Annotated in this window: 16 protein-coding genes; 15 read left to right on the plus strand and 1 reads right to left on the minus strand. The window is 32.8% G+C overall.

Translation table 11 applies throughout. From position 1 onward, the window contains the following. The first annotated feature begins 3 nt into the window (after positions 1-3). The 3 genes from NQ558_RS04795 (at position 4) to NQ558_RS04805 (ending at position 3,625) form a co-directional block, all read left to right on the plus strand. On the plus strand, positions 4-666 hold the full coding sequence (locus NQ558_RS04795; RefSeq protein ID WP_005359225.1) for a response regulator transcription factor: 663 nt from the start codon (positions 4-6) through the stop codon (positions 664-666). Beyond that, positions 654-2,030 (plus strand): sensor histidine kinase, encoded by a 1,377-nt coding sequence (locus tag NQ558_RS04800; RefSeq protein WP_005359224.1) that lies wholly within the window; start codon positions 654-656, stop codon positions 2,028-2,030. The genes NQ558_RS04795 and NQ558_RS04800 overlap by 13 nt, the downstream gene beginning before the upstream one ends. A 437-nt stretch (positions 2,031-2,467) precedes the next feature. Next, entirely contained in the window at positions 2,468-3,625 is a 1,158-nt protein-coding gene (locus tag NQ558_RS04805; protein WP_005359220.1) for a glycerate kinase family protein, read from the plus strand. A 636-nt stretch (positions 3,626-4,261) separates the two neighbouring features. Here the strand turns inward: NQ558_RS04805 and NQ558_RS04810 are convergent. After that, the gene (locus NQ558_RS04810) at positions 4,262-4,393 is read right to left on the minus strand and encodes a hypothetical protein (RefSeq protein WP_005359216.1); all 132 of its coding nucleotides are present in this window, start codon (positions 4,391-4,393) and stop codon (positions 4,262-4,264) included. 262 nt (positions 4,394-4,655) lie between these two features. Between NQ558_RS04810 and NQ558_RS04815 the strand changes: the two genes are divergently transcribed. The 12 genes from NQ558_RS04815 to NQ558_RS04870 all read left to right on the plus strand — a co-directional run bounded on the left by NQ558_RS04815 (position 4,656) and on the right by NQ558_RS04870 (position 18,733). Continuing rightward, positions 4,656-5,987, plus strand: coding sequence for a sodium-dependent transporter (locus NQ558_RS04815; RefSeq protein ID WP_005359213.1), 1,332 nt, complete (start codon positions 4,656-4,658; stop codon positions 5,985-5,987). Positions 5,988-6,291: 304 nt separating this feature from the next. Further along, positions 6,292-6,507, plus strand: a complete 216-nt coding sequence (locus NQ558_RS04820) for a hypothetical protein (protein ID WP_005359211.1) — start codon at positions 6,292-6,294, stop codon at positions 6,505-6,507. 299 nt (positions 6,508-6,806) lie between these two features. Next, positions 6,807-7,760, plus strand: a complete 954-nt coding sequence (locus NQ558_RS04825) for a helix-turn-helix transcriptional regulator (RefSeq protein ID WP_040445896.1) — start codon at positions 6,807-6,809, stop codon at positions 7,758-7,760. Between the two features lie 33 nt (positions 7,761-7,793). Then, the gene (locus tag NQ558_RS04830) at positions 7,794-8,981 is read left to right on the plus strand and encodes a hypothetical protein (RefSeq protein WP_005359206.1); all 1,188 of its coding nucleotides are present in this window, start codon (positions 7,794-7,796) and stop codon (positions 8,979-8,981) included. Positions 8,982-8,993: 12 nt separating this feature from the next. Then, a complete protein-coding gene (locus NQ558_RS04835; RefSeq protein WP_005359203.1) occupies positions 8,994-10,268 on the plus strand; it encodes a hypothetical protein in 1,275 nt (424 codons plus the stop codon). A 279-nt stretch (positions 10,269-10,547) separates the two neighbouring features. Further along, positions 10,548-11,660 carry a tetratricopeptide repeat protein gene (locus NQ558_RS04840; protein WP_005359198.1) on the plus strand — a complete coding sequence of 371 codons (1,113 nt, stop codon included), beginning with the start codon at positions 10,548-10,550 and terminating at the stop codon, positions 11,658-11,660. Positions 11,661-11,716: 56 nt separating this feature from the next. Then, positions 11,717-12,820, plus strand: a complete 1,104-nt coding sequence (locus NQ558_RS04845) for a hypothetical protein (RefSeq protein WP_005359196.1) — start codon at positions 11,717-11,719, stop codon at positions 12,818-12,820. Next, entirely contained in the window at positions 12,783-13,754 is a 972-nt protein-coding gene (locus tag NQ558_RS04850) for a hypothetical protein (protein ID WP_040445894.1), read from the plus strand. The genes NQ558_RS04845 and NQ558_RS04850 overlap by 38 nt, the downstream gene beginning before the upstream one ends. A 118-nt stretch (positions 13,755-13,872) precedes the next feature. Beyond that, positions 13,873-14,955: a fibronectin type III domain-containing protein gene (locus tag NQ558_RS04855; protein WP_005359190.1), complete on the plus strand. Its 1,083-nt coding sequence runs from the start codon at positions 13,873-13,875 to the stop codon at positions 14,953-14,955. Positions 14,956-14,974: 19 nt separating this feature from the next. After that, positions 14,975-16,576 carry a serine/threonine-protein kinase gene (locus NQ558_RS04860; protein ID WP_005359188.1) on the plus strand — a complete coding sequence of 534 codons (1,602 nt, stop codon included), beginning with the start codon at positions 14,975-14,977 and terminating at the stop codon, positions 16,574-16,576. A gap of 87 nt (positions 16,577-16,663) precedes the next feature. Then, positions 16,664-17,395, plus strand: coding sequence for a LytR/AlgR family response regulator transcription factor (locus NQ558_RS04865; RefSeq protein WP_005359185.1), 732 nt, complete (start codon positions 16,664-16,666; stop codon positions 17,393-17,395). After that, the gene (locus NQ558_RS04870) at positions 17,396-18,733 is read left to right on the plus strand and encodes an ATP-binding protein (RefSeq protein WP_005359182.1); all 1,338 of its coding nucleotides are present in this window, start codon (positions 17,396-17,398) and stop codon (positions 18,731-18,733) included. Positions 18,734-18,824: the final 91 nt, after the last annotated feature.

Genomic DNA, 18,824 nt, shown 5'->3' on the forward strand with positions numbered 1-18,824 from the left:
ACTATGGCAAAAATACTGGCAGTTGATGATGAACCGGCAATTTTGGAAATGATAGAAAGCATTTTGAATAAGGATGGACATCTGGTTACCAAAGTAAGTAATCCACTAAAAATTAATATGGAAGAATTACATCGTTATGACCTGATTTTACTGGACATTATGATGCCTGGAATTGATGGCTTCGAATTATGCAAAAGAATTAGGATACTTGTGGATTGTCCGATTTTGTTTCTTACGGCAAAAACGGAGGAAAACAGTCTGGTAAACGGACTTTCTTTAGGAGCAGATGATTATATTTCAAAGCCATTTGGAGTGATGGAACTTCGGGCAAGGATCAATGCACATCTTAGAAGAGAGCACAGGGAACATTCTGTCCGGATGGTTTTGGGGAGGGTCTGTATTCAAATATCTCAAAAGAAACTATTGGTTGATGATAAGGAACTTCCTCTTACGAAAGCGGAGTACGAAATCTGTGAATTTCTGGCTAAAAACAGAGGACAGGTTTTCTCGAAGGAACAGATATTGGAAGCGGTCTTTGGCTTTGACAATGAGAGTAATGACAGTACTATAATCACGCATATCAAAAATATAAGAGCAAAATTTGCGGATTATGATTATACACCGATAAAAACAGTCTGGGGGATTGGATATAAATGGGAAGAGTAAAGAGAAGCAATGCACTCAGCAGGATTTTTATGAGATATGTACTGGTCATGCTTGGATCATTAGTAGGTTTGGTGATTGTTGCTTATCTGCTGCTGTACCTTTTGATTAGTGTGGGCTGTATTTATCCGGCAAATTATGCGGAGCAAAAGATTAATGAAGCATATGATACGATTCTACGTGCAGATAAAGTAACTGCTGAGATGATTCCCGCACTTTGTGATTATGTAATCTTTTCAGAGAATGGAGAGAAAATAGGTGGAGATCTGTCAGAACAATACGAACAGATAGCATGGAATGTTGCAAAGTACGGAAACGCATCCGGGAAATATTTTTATAAAGTAATTGTAAGGGAAAATGAATATGTTGTATTGCAATATCGCCTGACACCTCAATATCATTCAGCTTTTTTGAGGGAGCATTTTATAGGACCACAGAATGTGATGATTATTATGTCTGTGATTGGAGCGGTAGCGATTATCATCATTCCGTCCATACGTTTTGGAAAAAGAATCAAAAAGCAGATGCAGCCTGTATTAGACGCAATCGGACAAATAAAGGATCAAAATCTGGAATATGAGACATCCTGTTCCGGTATCAAAGAGTTTGATGACTGTTTATCGGCAATCGATGATATGCGAGATGCATTGCGAGAATCTTTAGAAAAGCAGTGGAAAACAGAGCAGGAAAAGAAACAACAGATGTCTGCTTTGGCGCATGATATTAAAACACCTCTTACGATTGTACGGGGAAATGCAGAACTACTTTCAGAGACTGAACTGACCACAGAACAGAAGAATAATATCACTTATGTTTTGAACGGCACAACACAGATACAAAGTTATGTAAAACAGTTGATAGATGTCACAAAATCATGGAATTGCAGTGATGTTACCTATACAACGGTGAGGTTAGAAGATTTTTTCGCAGATATAAAGGAACAGGCACTCGGACTGGTAGAAATCTATCACCAGAAGATAGATTGGAAGGCGGAACAAAGTGATAAAAAGGTAACGGTTGCTTATGATCCAATGTTCCGAGCCGTAATGAATGTGATTCAGAATGCAGTGGAGCATACAAAAGAAAATGGAATCATTTATATTGACGCAAAGGAGCAGGATGACCGGCTGACATTCATTGTGGAGGATAGCGGATCAGGATTTACAAAAGAAGCATTATTGCATGGCACAGAGCAGTTTTTTATGGATGATACAAGTAGAAATGGCGAAGCCCATTATGGGATGGGACTATTTTTTGCAAAAACTGTGGCTGAAAAATATGGTGGAGGTATTAAACTTTCAAATTCTGAAAATACAGGTGGGGCGAGGGTAGAAATATTTTTCCTGAGTAGTCAGGAAACGAGCTAAATAGATCGCAATTAAGCTATGTAAAAGAAATTTTACATGCTTTTATCTAATATGTAAAAGCCTTTTGATAGACATTACTACTACGTTTGCTGTAATCTCATGGAAGAAGGAGGCATACAGAATTATGATAGCTGATAAAATTAAAAATGCTCGTACTATTCTTTATTACATAACTATCATTATAGTTGGGATTATATGCACATATAAGAAGAGAATAATATAACTTTTGTTATTATATCAAATGATTTTTTCATTTAATATAACATTGCATTGGATAGAAAAAATCAAATCAAATAAATTTGAAGAATACACTAAGTTAGATGAAAAGATAGGTGTAGAAGACTATATAGAAAAATTCAAAAAACTAATAAAAAGAATATATTTATCAGAATAAAGTGGTTATTGCATATTAAAATTAGAACTAAAGGAGAAACAAAATGAAATTTATTATAGCGTCAGATTCGTTTAAAGGAAGTTTATCTTCTAATCAGGTTAATAATATTATTGAATCAAAAGTTAAGGAAATTTTTCCAAAAAGCTTTTGTGAAAAAATGTTAATTGCTGATGGAGGAGAAGGAACTTTAGAAGCTATTTATGGTGAAAGTGGCAATGGATATGACAAAATAGTAATTGATACAGTGAATCCTTTAGGTAAAAAAATAGATGGATATTATCTTAGAAAAGGTAATATTGCAGTTATTGAAATGGCGCAGGCTTCAGGATTAACGTTAATTGACGAAAAAGAAAAAAATCCTATGATTACAACATCTTTTGGAACTGGAATTTTCATAAAGCATGCAATTGAAAACGGTTGTACTAAAATCTATATAGGAATAGGTGGGAGTGCTACAAATGATGGAGGAATAGGTGCAATGATAGCCCTTGGTTATAGATTCTTGGATTCGGAAGGAAATGAATTGTCAGGAATAGGAGAAAATCTTGAAAAAATTGCAACTATAGATGATACCTTTGCTATAAAAGAAATTTCTGAAGTCGAAACCATTGTCATGTGTGATGTGACTAATACTCTAACAGGTGAAAAAGGTGCAACATACGTTTATGGACCACAAAAAGGTGGTACAGAAGAAAAGTTGGAAAAGCTGGAAAAAGGAATGATTTCCTATAGAAAAATTCTGGAAGAATATTTGGGACATTCAATAGAAGAAATTGAAGGGTTAGGTGCTGCAGGAGGACTTGGTGCCGCTTTATATGGATTTTTAAATGGAAAGATGCAATCAGGCATAGATGTGTTACTTGAGTTAAATAATTTTGAAGAAAAATTAGATAGTACGGATATTGTTATTACAGGAGAAGGTAAGACGGATTACCAGTCAGCATGTGGAAAGGTTATCTATGGAATTGCAAGAAAATGTAAGAAATATAATGTTCCGGTATTGGTTATTTCAGGAAGTTTAGGAGAAGAAATTAATCAATTGTATAGTATGGGAGTTAGCGGAATGGAAGCTTCTGTGTGTAACATTATTTCTTTAAATAATGCCATGGACAATGCAGAGAAATATTTATGCTATGCAGTAGAGAGAGTACTTCGTGTACTTAAAACAGGAATGGAGTTAGTACAAAATGAAAAAATATAAAGGAATTATTTTTGATTCAGCTGGGTTAGGCGAAGCATCAAAGTATAACAAAACTACATACAAGTTAAACAATTTTAAAGAAATATTAGATATAGTATAGTTGGGAGTAATTATAGCAGTAAAAATAGCCTAAAATTAAATATGAGACATATGTCAACTTGTTAACCGGTAAGGGAATGTGTAATACTAAACATACCTTATCGGTTTTTTATTCTTTAACATAAATTCTGTTAAAGAATAAAATTAAGTGTACATTATTTTTGCAAATCAGCACATAAATGGGAATGTGAAAATAACGGGAAATATAATAAAAATTTGGAGGCATATGTGATGAATAAAAAATGGGTAGTTATAATTTTAAGCCTGGCGTTGATAATGTTAATAATGCCATAGAACATTACAGCAGAAGACAACAGTGTCAATTATGATAATTTGATAATAGTAAGTGACGACATCGTGTCCGAAGATGGAAGCCAATCCACGGAAACATTTTGGTTCAACAGTATGCTTTGAGGTGGCGCCCGACAATTATTTATCACGTAAGTTTATAGAAGCAGAAATTTGATTAATAGAGATGCAAAGAAAGGGTGCCTTGCAAATATTAGGCACCCTTTCTGTAATATGAAATAATAAATTTTAATAGATATCTAGGTCGTAATCACCAAAGTCGGCATAGTCGAATTTTAATGTTTCTACAACTTTTGTTTTCTTGTTTGTCATTGTTAGGACAGCAAGAAATGCAATGTTCTTTGATAAAAATTTTTTCATAGCACATACTCCTTCTTTTGTATAAATTATTATGTATGGTTAGAATATCAAATCACCTTAATATTTGGGGGAAAGATAAAAAAGACCCTTATCCATACAACTTAATAATAACATAAATCACAAGTATATAAAAATAATTTTATAAGTATATTTAAAAATTTAAAAGAATATTTCGAAATATCTTTCTAAAATAATGTAAGACTTTACATTGCAAATATGATACAATAGGTTTCATATAGCGAGTAGAAAGGATATTTATTTAATGGAAAAAACGAGGGACGGTTTTAAGAGCGGGACTGGGTTTGTTATCGCCTGTATTGGTTCTGCCGTAGGTATGGGGAATATTTGGAGATTCCCATATATGGTATCAGACTGGGGAGGAATGACTTTTTTGATTCCCTATGTTTTGTTTGTAATTTTGATAGGTTCAACTGGACTTATTGAAGAGATGGCTTTGGGACGTGCGGCTAAGGGCGGTCCTATTAAGGCTTTTGGAAAGTGTACTGAGGTGCACACAGGCAAGAAGAAGTCAGGAGAGATTGTGGGCTTACTGCCTGTAATTGGTTCTCTTGCATTGGCTATTGGCTACACAGTTGTTGTAGGATGGATTTTTAAATATGCATTCCTTGCAATATCAGGTCAGCTTTCAGGAATGGGAAAGAATATGGATGTCATAGGCGGTATGTTTGGAACTACGGCTTCAGCTTTCGGAAACAATACTTGGCTTGTAATTGCGGTGATTGTTACAGCAGTGATTATGGCATTTGGTATTGCCGGAGGTATTGAAAGAGCCAATAAGTTTATGATGCCTTTATTGTTTGCGTTGTTTCTTGGACTTGGAATTTATATTTTTACACTTCCGGGAGCAAGCGAAGGATACAAGTATATTTTTACAATTAATCCTAAGGGATTGCTGAATCCAAGACTTTGGATTTATGCTTTTGGACAGGCATTTTTCTCATTATCAATTGCAGGCAATGGAACAGTTATTTACGGTTCATATTTAAGTGAAACAGAAGATGTGGTAAGTTCAGCAAGAAATGTGGCTATTTTTGACACATTGGCAGCCCTTCTTGCATCATTTGTAATTATTCCGGGAATGGCAGTTGGTGGAGCAGAGCTTTCATCAGGCGGACCGGGATTAATGTTTATCTACCTTGTTAACGTGTTTAACGGTATGCCGGGTGGCAAGATTGTTGGAATTGTTTTCTACATATGCGTATTGTTCGCAGGAATGAGTTCACTTGTTAATTTATACGAGGCACCTGTGGCAACATTGGAAGAAAGATTTGGGTTCAAAAGACCTGTGGCAGTTGGAAGTATTGCCGTTGTAGGTTGCATTGTAGCATTAGTTATCCAGGGAATTGTTTCAGGCTGGATGGATGCAGTTTCAATTTATATTTGTCCACTGGGAGCAATGCTTGCGGCGATTATGTTCTTCTGGGTTGCAGGAAAAGACTTTGCGATTAATGCGGTTAATCAGGGAAGAGATAAGAATATCGGTCCATGGTTTGTGCCACTTGGAAAGTATGTTTTAGTACCACTTGCTTTTATTGCTTTGGTAGCCGGAGCAGTACTGGGCGGAATCGGATGATAAAAAATCTCAATACAACTTCTTGTTGAGACAAAAGTTACCAGTTTACATAATGCCATAAACTTGGAATTTAAAGAAAAACTGGTTTACATAAAATCAAGAAAATATTTGGTATATTGAGAAATACCCCAAAAATTCAGAAATATTGAATTTTTGGGGTACATTTTTTGCAACATAGCTAGTATAAGTAACATATTAGTTTACATAACAATCTAAGGATAAGTCAATATGTGACAATAGCGAGCTTAAAGCAAGAATATGTGACATAACAAGTTTACATAAGTTGAAAACGTACCACAAAAAAATGAAAAATGGTGAAATTTGGGGTACGTTACCGAAAATATGGGACAAATCGAAGAGATGGGAAAATTTGAAAGCTAAGAGCCTAAAGGCTTTCTGTGATAAGTATAAGCCAAAATATGCGGTGAGAACATCCATGTCAGATTTCAGGCAGCAGGATTGGATGACAAACATTCCTCTGTATAATATAGATAAGATATCTGAAATTTTGGATGAATAAAGAAAGATAGAAAAATAAAATACTAAAATAAAAGACAGCCGATTCAGTGAAGCAATTCTTCAGTGGTGCGGCTGTTTTTTTGTGGAAAAACAAGGGGTCAGTTTGTGAAAAAAACGACCATTCCATAGTGGTAAAATTATATCAGAGCTCAAAAATAAAACACATATTTAAGAATTAGGTTAATATTTGAAAAAAATCAATGAGATTTATGAATAAAATTTGTTGTATATGCCTAGAGTGACAATATGTGTCTATGCAAATTTGTATAATTCTTATAAACAAAAAATGGAGGAATGAATATGCAGCTTGAAAGCACTGATAAGATACAACGAGTTCTTGGTATATATAAAAAATTAGTCAGTGGTGAAATTGTTAGCAAGGTTGAGGAAGCTAATAATTATGGAGTAAATGAGAGAAGTATTCAGAGAGACATTGATGATATAAGAAGTTTTATGGAATCAGAAGTAGGGCGAACAGGAATTATAAATAATGTTATTTATGATAGAGAGAAGAAAGGATTTCGTCTGGAACAACAGAATCCGACGGAATTGACTAATGGTCAAATGTTGGCAATCTGCAAGATATTACTTGATAGCAGAGCACTTCTAAAAACAGATATGATAGAAATTCTGAATAAGCTGATTGAAAATTGTGTTACTAAAAATAATCAGAAAGAAATTCTTGATTTAATAAAAAATGAAAGATTTCATTATATTGAACCAAGGCATAAGGTTAGCTTTTTGGACACAATGTGGAATATTGGACAGGCAATCAGAAAATCACAATACATCCATATTAAATATGAAAAAGCAGGAACAAAAGAAATAGTAGAAAGAAAATTAAAGCCGGTGGCAATAATGTTTTCGGAATACTATTTTTATGTAACGGCATTCATCAGTGATGAAGAAATCAAAAAAGATTTTGAAGTTTTAAATGATTCGTTCCCAACAATATACAGAATTGACCGAATAAGAGAGCTTAAAATATTAGATGAGAAATTCTTTATACCATACAGAAACAGATTCGAAGAGGGAGAGTTTAGAAAACGAATTCAGTTTATGTACGGTGGCAAACTTAGAAACGTAAAATTCAAGTATATAGGCGACGATATTGATGCAATACTTGACCGACTTCCAACAGCGCAGATATTAGAAGAAGGAAAAGGCTACTACATTGTGAAAGCAGAAGTATTTGGTAAGGGAATTGATATGTGGTTGAGAAGCCAGGGGGATAAAGTTGAAACAATGGGATAGAACAATAGTACATATAGAGGAAAATATTTGTATATGAACAGATTTGATAAATTAAGAGAAAGTTCAAAAAAATCATTTGAGGAATACAATAATGAAGCAGATAAACTAAAAGTATTATCAGATGATGCAAAGAGGGTTGCGAAGATCTCGAAAAATGCAGGAACAATAATAAGAGATTTGGATGATGAATTTACAAATGCAACAAAGTTAACAAAATTTGATGTTGAAATTTTGTTTGTTGCTGTTGCAATGCAATGTACTAGACAATTGATTTTAAACGCGTTAAATAAAAGGACGGATGATAAAACAGCAGCAAAAAAAGTTAAGGGAGGTATAAAAGAAAAATCGTTGAGACAACATAGATTTTATCAACCTAGCTTACAGGAAATAATAAGTTCACCGGTTCCTTTTGATACGGTTTTTGGGGCAAAAAAATTTGATTTGGGATTAAGTGGCCTTAATCATAGAATAAAAACTTTGGGGCATGATCCATTATTAGGATTGATATTTGGAACAGCGAATATTGCAACAAGTACAATTACAATAAATCCCGGCTTTGAATCGTATCATGTCATAACAGGTCAAAATCAGTTAAATAGGTCATTGGACAAAATAGCATATAGAGCTAATACATATAAGGTGTTTGAATATACAAAAAATGCAATACTATTTGAGGGAAAAGAAGGAAAAGAAAAGATTGCATATTCTTTGGTTAAAGAAGTTGTCCATTTGGCATCAGATGTACAGAGCACATCAAGTCTTCCATTACCGGGAATTTCAGCATTATCAGTTGAAACTGCTCAAAGTTTAGCAACATGGGGATTAGATTTGGGAAATGCGATTAAGTTTGGAGAACAGGCTGTTTTTTGTGAACTTATAAATAGTTTAGTTGGTTATTATCATATGCTTTTTTACGATAGAAGTATAGATGGAAGTAAAAAATTATATATGGTTAGAACAAGAAAAATAATAAGATATTCAAACATTATATCTTCGTTAAGCAATGTTATTTGTGTGGCATTTAGCACATTGGCTGGAATAGAGACAATAAATAAAAGAGCGATAACAAAAAGTTTGGGGAATTTAGATGTTGGTGGATTTTTAATTACGGTATATAGAATATTAAATGACAGAAAATTTAAAAACGAAATAAAAAAGGAATTCATAAAAGAAGGATTTAAAGATGTTGTTATGGGAGATTTAGATTCAATACTGTTATAGGAGGAAAGGAATATGAGTAAAAAGAAAGAAATGGAAGCTTTTAAAGAGGGAATGGTAGCAGGAGCACAACCTTTTGAGGAAAAATTTAATCAACATGCGAAGTTTTTGAATAATATACAAAGAAGTATAAAACATAAAAGCGATTGCATACAGAATGATGTGGATAGTTTGATAGATATTGCCCAAGAGCATGATGATAGGTTGAATCAAATTCAATATCCGGAATTATATGATATATCAAAATTAGAAGAAGAAGAGAAGAATGTAATTTTTTCGTTTTTAATAGAGATAGTAGAAGAGTATGGAATGAATGACTATCAAAAACAAATGATAGAATTGTTAGCGAAATATTTTGAAAAGGATTTGGATTCGATAGATGCTGAACCAGATGATATTGATGAAATTGAAACTGTAAAAAAACAGAAGATTATATATAGAACAGTTTATGAATTTATGGCAATTAATTTTCAGACAGAATGTGTGGAAACATATAGAGATTATTTTTCTCTAAGTCCAAGAGCAAAGGCGAAGATAGAAGATTATGTTAAAGAAATAATTGAGGAATCAGGTGAAGAGGGAATAATTGAAATATATGATCAGGAAATCTTAAAAAAACCAAAAAGAAAATATCCAGTTTTGGAAATAGAAACAAAAATTGAAGATTATGAGTTAGAAGAATGGGAGGTGGATATGTGGTTTGAACCTGATATGGATATTGGAGAAAAGATTTTTAGAAAGGAAAACGAGTGTAGAGATGCTTATGCATATCTTTTATGGCCATATATAACAAAGAGAAATTCTTTTATTGAGAGAGAATCAAATAATTATGTTGGGAATAAAATAGTTGAAAAATTTGGAAAAGTAATTGAAAGTGATATAAATAAAATTTTGGATTATGTAAACGTAAACAAATTTAATATAGATATACAAGATTTATTGGATATGCGTGACAATTATAAAGAGAAAATATGTGATTTCTTTGATTATAAAGTTAAAAGTGCAAGTGATATATATCAATTTAAGTCGTTTTCATATTATAAGGACAAACTTGATATTGATAAAGATACAGATTATGTTGAAACACTTTTTGGTGATTTTAAAGAGGTGACAGTGTACGTTGAGAGTTTTGATGGATATGATTGTTACCAAGCAGTAGAGGATATGAAAAAGGAATTGTTGAGTATGGTAAATTATGCTTCAAGTGATATTTACTTTTTTGTAAAAGACAATTATATTCAACGTTTTGAACAAATAGTAGAACAAATTAATTCATATTTAGATAATTAAAAGGAGGAATAAAATATTTTTTTTAATTATTGTATAAGATGTGCAAAGTTAACTTAGTTAACAACTCGGAAAATGAAGAAGAGATGAATACAATTAATGAAGAAGAGATTAATACCACTTTGGATGATGCATATAAGGTTGTAAATCGTCTTAAATAATAAATGAAGAAAGAGAAAAGGATTTCCTGCATTCCGGGAAATCCTTTTTCCAACAATACTTTATCTTCCACATATGGTACAATAGAACTACCATAAAAAATACACAAAGAAAGGAGTCCCCATGAATCAATTCGCATTAACAAAAAGCATTGATACATACCTAAAGCATAACAATTTAACTATGATTGAACAGTCTTCATGGAACAATGGTGTTGTTGTTTTTAAGATTGAAGATGGGGACGGTTTGCCGAAATCATTGGTTGTTATTTATTTAGAGAAGGATGAACTTCATTTAAAGGATATGGTAAAGCAGCTTTATGGAGAAAGCAGCAACAGCTCTAATCTTATTCAATGCACAAGTATGTATGAGGAAAGTGTTGAGGACGGAATTATTATTTACATAGTGACGGAAAGGGTGAATCAGTTAGTTGATTTGGTTTTAGATGGTGGAGATGAGCTAAAGAACAAGACTGAGGAAGAAAAGAAGATTTACCTTTATGAGATTATGTATGATGTTGGAATGAGCGCAAAGTATTTGAAAAGCAGGCTTTCCAAGTTAAATATTTTTGTTAACAATGAAGAGTTGTGCGTTGATGGAAGTGGAAAGGGCAAGTTGTTGCTTTTTGATTTGATTAAGAATCAGGTAATGATTAACAATGAAGCTTATGAGATTTCAAGGCTTGTAAAGCAGGTTGCCAATGGACTGGGTACAGGGATTAATATTGATGTTAAGGAACAGACTATTGAGCAGCTTAACAGGGAGTGCCTTGAACAGATTGAGCATAGCAGGAAGAAGAATCAGCAATACAAATTAATTTTTCAAAGTAATATTGAAAATGCAAAAAAGGGAGACGAAAAAGCCCAATATGTGGTAGGCTATATGTATTACAAAGGAAAAGGGGTTCCAAAAGATTACATTAAAGCAGCAGAATGGTACAAAAAATCAGCAGAAGGTAGTTATACTAAGGCACTTAATAATCTTGCCTATCTTTATCAAAAAGGAAAAGGTGTAAACAAAGATATACATAAAGCTGAACAATTATTGCTTAAATCGGCAAAGCAGGGGGATGATGTGGCATGTTTAAATCTTGGGATTTTATACCAGACAGGAAAACTTGGAACAGCCAATATGGAAGACGCAGAATACTGGTATAGGAAAGCTATGGATAAAGGAAATCCTGCAGCGACAAGGATATATAGAAGAATCCAAGCAATGGAGCAAAAAGAAAACTAATATACAGAACAGATATACGGAGCAGAAAGAAAACTAATATACAGGACGGAGACAGGATGAAACATATAAACACTACAGATATGTATTTTCAGGTAATTAACTGTGAAGAAATAGATGAATTAAAGCAGATTTTGAACAAATACAGTCCATATTATTCTAATTGGAGGGATTACGTTAATAATGTTATGTTAACCAATGGACTGTCATATGAAAAACTAGGCAAGAAATGTGGTTTTAGCAAGAATACAATTAAAGGTTGGGTAAAAAACAACTGTATGCCTAAATCAAGAGAGAATTTTATAAAGTTTGGTATGGGTCTAAGATATAATCTACAGGAGATTAATTTTGTACTTCAAAGATACGGCAAGTATCCAAGACTTTATTCTAAGTCATTGGAAGATGCCATTTGTATTTATATTATTTCCCATTATCCAAAGGACGAAAGCATAAATCCATATGACGAATATGAGAAAATTAAAGCCAATTTCCTTAATATTTTGAAAACAAAAAATAAAAGAAAGTTTCTTGCAGATTCACCTAATAGTACAATGGATATGGAAAAGAAAATTATTGGTTTTTCTAATGAAAAGGAACTGGTGGATTTTGTAAGAAAGAATGAAGTAGAATATTTAAACAGTTATTATAAGCTGATTGATTATATTGAAGCCTATGTTAAAGCGGAAAATTTAGGAGGTTCTTATCACAGCCTGATTGAAAATGAAAAGCTTGATAAAGGATTTGAAAAGATGATTTCAAATCTTAAAAACTGGGGCGAAGTTCCCAACAGACAGCGCCTTATGGCTTTAGGTATTAAGCTTAATATGTCTTGTCTTGAAATAAACCAGTTGTTATGGTATGCCAATATGGAGAAGCTTTGTCCAAAGGACAAGATAGAATGTATAATTCTTTATGTGTTGTCTAATATTGATGTGGCAAATCCCACATATCAGACTAATCATATGGCGCTTGTAAGTGCTTATTCCGACAATCCACATATAGAAGAACAGTGTAAAAATCTTCTTGTTGAGCTAACAGGACTAAAAACTTCTGAGGAAATACAGGAAGAGGTACAGTATTATATTAAGGATACATTACAATCACTTGATTTGGAGGATGACAATTATGGAATACTTCAGTTGTTTATGGAAGAAAATAAGTAGAATAGTTATTGTTGTTATTGCATTATTTTGTGTTGGAAGTATTATGCCGGAAGAAGTTAAGGCATATGAAGGGGTGGACTTAAGATATAAAGAGGAAGGCAAGCACAATTTATATGATTCAAAAAGCTATACACATAATGGATATTTAAGAGTTTACTTTGATGAAACACAAGGATATGAACCGGGAGTTTATTTGTATCTATCATTTTATGATTGGACTGTAAAGTCTAATTATTCATTTTCTGTTTATATGGACAATGCACTATTATTACAGGGAATGTGTTCAGATTATCTGGAAGATTCAAAAGGATGGGCATATAAATATATCTTTATTCCATTACAATATTTTAAAGAACTGAATCGTCAGCATGTTATAACAATGTATACAATGAGTCCTTCCGGACAAATAGGCGATAGTGTTGTTAATAACATTACGTTGTACAAACCATTAATAAAAAACAATACAACTGTTTCAGCAAAACAGATTAGCGGAAAAGAATCTGTAAAACTGGAATGGGGTGAAATGACAGGTGCAAAAAAGTACTCTGTTTATCGTTCAGATAATTTAAATGGAAGATACGAAAAGATAGGTGAAACTACATCAACTAATATTTCAGATAATGAAGTTAAGAGTGGCAATAAATACTATTATTATGTGGAAGCAAAATACGTTGATTGTGATGTTTTAGCTACAAACAATACATCAGTAGAAGTAAAAAAGCCAGAACTATCAATTCCGAAAATAAAAGTAAAAAAGAAAAGAAAAACTCTAAATATATATTGGGGAATTATACCTGATTCAAGTAAAGGTATAGAAATATATATGAAAGAGGGGAAAAATAAGAAGTATAAGAAAGTAAATACAACTACTAATTTAAAGAAAAATAAAAACAAAAAAGGGGCAGTTGGAATTACAGCTTCAAAAAATACTTAAAAAAAGGAAAAAAATACAGTTTTAGAGCAAGAACATATACTTATTTTAACAATGAAAAAATTTATGGAAAATGGTCTAAAACAGTTAGCATTAAAGGATAAGATAATAGGAAGTGCTTATGAGAAATAATAGATTATGGGAAAATATAAATAAAATAAGTATAGTGTTTGTTTTTACAGTAATGTGTGTAATTACCGGTGTTACTAATGTAAGAGCTGATGATACAAGGTGTACTTATTATAGAGAAATAACAGAAGATGAAAATGTGTATTTTCATGGAGTTCAGATTAGGTATGAAGAAGATAGTAATTCACTAAATCCACCAGAGGTAAGATTAGACTTTGAATATATATCAGACGTTAAAAAGGGAAGCGTATTTAGTGTTTATCTGGATAATAAATGTTTAAAAAGAGACAGATGTATTGTTGGGCAAGGTGAGTCAGTTTCAATAGAACCGGAAAGTTTTATGGAAATGAATCGTAGGTATACACTTGCGTTATATACTGAGGATAGCAATGGAATAGTATATAACGTGCAAAAGTATTACTTGATTTTTCATAAGCCCCTAGTGAAAAAGGCTACTACTGTTTCAGCCAGTCAGGTTTACGGCGAAAAAGCAATTCGGGTTAAATGGGATAAAATAGTTGGAGCACAGAAGTATTATATCTACAGGGCAACTAGTGAGAATGGCATGTATAGAAACATAGGTGTCTGCACAGAGCCAAATATCATTGATGACCAAGTGAATATAGGAACGAAATATTATTACTATATTGAGGCAGCTTATGTTGATGATGATAGAGTTACAACTAACAAGTCCTCAGCTACTGTAGTTTCATCAAAGATAAAATTATCAGGTCCAAAGATTAAAATTAAAAGAAAACATAAGACATGGCAGGTTTATTGGGGAACTATATCAGATGAAAGTAACGGTATTGAAGTTTATATGAAAAAAGCAAATGGAAAATACAAAAAAATCAATACTACTACTAAGATAAAAAAACGAGAAAGCAAGCGTGGAATAGTTGGAATAACAAGTTCTAACAAGGCATTAAGGCCAGGGGTAGAATATAGCTTTAAGGCAAGAACTTTTAGATGGGTTAAAACTAAGAAAGTTTATAGCAAATGGTCTAACACAGCTACAATTATAAAGCGTGGTCAAAAGAATTCATCAATAAAGTTTAAGACACTAAAAAAATAGATAAAACCGGGAGAAAACAATGGATTCTATTTTAGGCAGAACAATACTTGGATACAGGGTAGTGGAAAAAATAGGTTCAGGTGGTTTTGGCAATGTATATAGAGTGGAGCGAAATAACATTGTAGGAAATACCACAAGGGCATTAAAGGTTATAACACTACCGGGCGAAAATGAATATATAGAAATATTAAACTCTATGGGCGGAGACAGGGAGAAGACGAATTCTTATTTCAAAAAGGAATTGGATCGTGTTCTTAACGAGATTAGGGTTTTTTCGTTGATTTCTGAAAAAGATAATCATAATATTGTTTCCTATTATGAAAGTGATGTGGAGCAGACAGGTGAGTTTAGATATAACATTTATATTTTAATGGAAATGCTTACACCTCTCACAAAGTGGCTGCAGGAGAACAACCTGACAGTTGGAGAAGGTCTAAAGATTGGTATTGATATATCAAGCGGATTAAGTATTTGCCATGAAAACAACATTATCCACAGAGATATAAAATTAAGCAATATTTTTGTGTCAAAAGACGGAACTTTTAAGCTGGGAGACTTTGGCGTTTCAAAGCGAATGAACGATACAACTATGGCAGGAACCCTTAAAGGTACGCCTAATTACATAGCACCTGAGATTTATATAGGACAGGAAAAATATAACAGTTCAGTTGATAATTATTCTCTTGGAATACTTTTGTATTATTTGTTTAACAAGAAGAGATTTCCATATTATCCTGATTTTCCATATGAATATTCAACAGAAGATGAGGACAGAGCTTTCTATAAAAGAATGAAATATGAAGAATTAAGTAATCCGGTCTGTGCACCTAAAACAGTTGCCCGAATTATAAAGAAGGCAATTTCCAAACCTGATGAAAGATATAGAAAGACAGAACAGTTTCTTGAAGATTTGATGGAGGCAAAAAATAATCTTACGGAAGATGAACTTAATACGCCAATTGGTTTTGAACCGGTAATAAAAGAATCTCCAATAGTAAATGAGAAAGAGGCAAAGCTAGTTGAAAATCTGTATGGGCAAACTGATGAAAGCATAAGTTTTGAGCAGTATGGCGTAACAATGGAAGATACAGATTCGATTAAGGGGCAGAATGCTTTGACGGATGATGAAGCAGAAAAAAACAACCGAGCAAAAATAGATTATAATTATGTGACAGACGAAAAAAACGGTAATAAATTAAGTAGTGGTGGTTCAGAAATAAACAAGCAGGAACTTACCAATGAATCTTCTAGTGAAAAGAGCAAATTTAAGTGGCTTCTCATTGGTGCAATAATAATCACCTGTAATGTAATGATTATTTTGTTGGCGGTATATGGAATAACTAACAGAATAAATAACACTCAGGGAGAAAGTAACAATATAGGAAACATAGGAGAAACTATAGCGCAAACAGCCATAGAAGAAACAACTATTGCTGAAACAACTGTGGCTCAGACAACCGTGCAGGAAACTACATCACAGCAACCGGTTACCACAACTGTACCTGCAACTACTAAAGCAAAAAAGAAAAAAGCCAAGAATACCACTACGACGAAGGCTTCAGGCAGCAGTTCTAAAAAAAGCAATGATGATGATTTTAACTTTAAAAATGTGGTAGAATAGTTATAATTAATTACAAAGTAATAGTACGGAAGTGATTATATATAACGACAGCACATATAATCAGGACTTAATCGCATAGGAGAAGTTATGAAGATTGCCATTGTAGACGACAGCAGTTTGGATAGAGATTTTTTAAAGAACGGATTAGAAATAATCTTTGAAGAGAGAAACATAGAGAACCTTGAAATACAGGAGTTTAGCAGTGGGGAAGAGCTGCTTAATTATCTAAGAGAGAATCCTTCAGATTTTTTCCACATTATTTTTATGGATATTTATATGGAAGATTTAACAGGTGTGGAGACGGCAAAAGCAATTAGAAAGACTGATGAACAGGTGAAAATTGTATTTATTACAACAAGTAATGAGTTTGCCAGTGAAAGTTATGAGGTAAGAGCAGAGGATTATTTGATTAAGCCTTTTGACGGCCGGCGGATGAATAAGATTATTGACAGATTTTTTAGAAAAAACAAAGAAGTTAATATTTTGGAATTTCCCAACGGCAGAAAGGTTTCTGTTAATTCTATTGTCTATACCAGTTTTTCAGGACATTACGTAACTGTTTTTATGAATGATGGCGAGAAGGTGCAGATAAGATGCACTCAGAAGAATTTTGAAAAAATAATCGGACCATATCCTCAACTTATATCAAGTTTCAAAGGTGTTATAGTTAATTTGGAACAGGTTGACGGAATCGAAGAGGACAGATTTAGAATGAAAGATGGTGAATTTGTTCCAATTAGCAGAAGAAAGTATGGTGAAGTGAAGAAGCAATATACAGATTTTCTTATGAAAAAATTAACGGAAAAGGAGGAAACGTAAATGACCTCTTTTAGAATGTTTGAAATTATATTGTATTCAATGGTTAGTCTTTTGCCATATTTAGGACTGGCGTTGTATCCTTTCGAGGACAAGTTTAGAATGTCCAAAATTAAGTTAAGCGGATGCATTGTTATTCTTACGGTAATTCAAAGTGCTCTTGGAATATATGCAACAATGTGTTCACAGGAACAGAAAGCTTTATTTTCACTGCTAAGCACAGTATGCTACGGTGGATTTTATTTTCTTGCAATAAAAGAGAATGTAGGAAAACTTGTATTTGTTTTATTAATAGTATCTAATTTTGCCAACTTTGTTGTAATGTGTGCAAAGTGTGTGGAAGGTCATATTTTTCCACAGCTTGCAGTTGAAAACAACAAATGGTCTTTTTCTTTATGCACAATGATAGTGCAGCTTATTTTTATTCCACTTTTATTTTTATATTTTAAAAAGTATATAAAAGGGGTGGCTCATATAGAAACGGGAAAAAAGATTTGGAGATTTTTGTGGACAATTCCGGCAACTTTTTATCTGTTCTGGTATCATGGGCTTTATTTTAATACAAAATCATCAATTGAGTTAGCAATGGACCCGGTTAATATGATTTTTACGTTTTTTATTAATCTTGGAGCTGTGGTTGTTTATACGGTTATTGTTAATTCTATGGCTGAATTTCAATATAATCTTAATTTGGAAGAAGAAAAGAAACAGCTTGAAATTGAAAATCTTTGTTTTGAAAATATGAAGAAGCAAATGGAATTTACAAGGAGGGCGCGTCACGATTTGAAGCATCATATGAAGGCTGTTCACACAATGGCAGAAAACAATGAGTGTAAGAAAATTACAGAGTACATAGAAACATATTTGGAACACGTGTCATTAAAGAAGCCTTTGGTTTATTGCACCAATTTTACTTTAAATGCACTGATTGTATATTATGTTCAGCAGGCGGAAGCTCACAAAATAAAGTTAAAGTTAAATATTGAGTTGCCGGAAGAAACCAATGTTAAGGAGGCAGATTTAACAGTATTGTTTGGAAATCTTTTGGAGAATGCAATTGATGCCTGTGATGAGGTGCAGGAAAATAAAAGATATATTAATTTAAAAATCTACAAGCCTAATTCAGATTCAATAGTTTTCTATATTGAGAATGGTTTTAATGGAAGTATTAAAAAGAAAAATCAGCAATTTCTGACAACTAAGGCTAACGGCAACGGTATTGGAATTGAGTCGGTAAAATATGTTGTTCACAAATACAACGGAGACGTTAATATAAAAACAGACGAAAACAAATTTATCGTTTCAGGAGTTTTATTACAACCACTTGACGCCACAAAATAACCGTTGGACGCCAGCTTATAGATTTCTTATATATTATTTTTTTATAATAATGTTGTAATAGACAAGGTACGATAAAAAAGGAGGATAATAT

The sequence above is a fragment of the Eubacterium ventriosum genome, assembly GCF_025150745.1.
Classification (GTDB): Bacteria; Bacillota; Clostridia; order Lachnospirales; family Lachnospiraceae; genus Eubacterium_G; species Eubacterium_G ventriosum.

Bases quoted from the DNA above. Each gene is read 5' to 3' on its own strand.
- NQ558_RS04835 (WP_005359203.1), top strand. From the start codon at position 8,994: ATGAGTAAAAAGAAAGAAATGGAAGCTTTTAAAGAGGGAATGGTAGCA.
- NQ558_RS04815 (WP_005359213.1), top strand. From the start codon at position 4,656: ATGGAAAAAACGAGGGACGGTTTTAAGAGCGGGACTGGGTTTGTTATC.
- NQ558_RS04795 (WP_005359225.1), top strand. From the start codon at position 4: ATGGCAAAAATACTGGCAGTTGATGATGAACCGGCAATTTTGGAAATG.
- NQ558_RS04865 (WP_005359185.1), top strand. From the start codon at position 16,664: ATGAAGATTGCCATTGTAGACGACAGCAGTTTGGATAGAGATTTTTTA.
- NQ558_RS04850 (WP_040445894.1), top strand. From the start codon at position 12,783: ATGGAATACTTCAGTTGTTTATGGAAGAAAATAAGTAGAATAGTTATT.
- NQ558_RS04855 (WP_005359190.1), top strand. From the start codon at position 13,873: ATGAGAAATAATAGATTATGGGAAAATATAAATAAAATAAGTATAGTG.
- NQ558_RS04820 (WP_005359211.1), top strand. From the start codon at position 6,292: ATGAAAAATGGTGAAATTTGGGGTACGTTACCGAAAATATGGGACAAA.
- NQ558_RS04840 (WP_005359198.1), top strand. From the start codon at position 10,548: ATGAATCAATTCGCATTAACAAAAAGCATTGATACATACCTAAAGCAT.
- NQ558_RS04845 (WP_005359196.1), top strand. From the start codon at position 11,717: ATGAAACATATAAACACTACAGATATGTATTTTCAGGTAATTAACTGT.
- NQ558_RS04810 (WP_005359216.1), bottom strand. From the start codon at position 4,393: ATGAAAAAATTTTTATCAAAGAACATTGCATTTCTTGCTGTCCTAACA.
- NQ558_RS04870 (WP_005359182.1), top strand. From the start codon at position 17,396: ATGACCTCTTTTAGAATGTTTGAAATTATATTGTATTCAATGGTTAGT.
- NQ558_RS04860 (WP_005359188.1), top strand. From the start codon at position 14,975: ATGGATTCTATTTTAGGCAGAACAATACTTGGATACAGGGTAGTGGAA.
- NQ558_RS04805 (WP_005359220.1), top strand. From the start codon at position 2,468: ATGAAATTTATTATAGCGTCAGATTCGTTTAAAGGAAGTTTATCTTCT.
- NQ558_RS04830 (WP_005359206.1), top strand. From the start codon at position 7,794: ATGAACAGATTTGATAAATTAAGAGAAAGTTCAAAAAAATCATTTGAG.
- NQ558_RS04800 (WP_005359224.1), top strand. From the start codon at position 654: ATGGGAAGAGTAAAGAGAAGCAATGCACTCAGCAGGATTTTTATGAGA.
- NQ558_RS04825 (WP_040445896.1), top strand. From the start codon at position 6,807: ATGCAGCTTGAAAGCACTGATAAGATACAACGAGTTCTTGGTATATAT.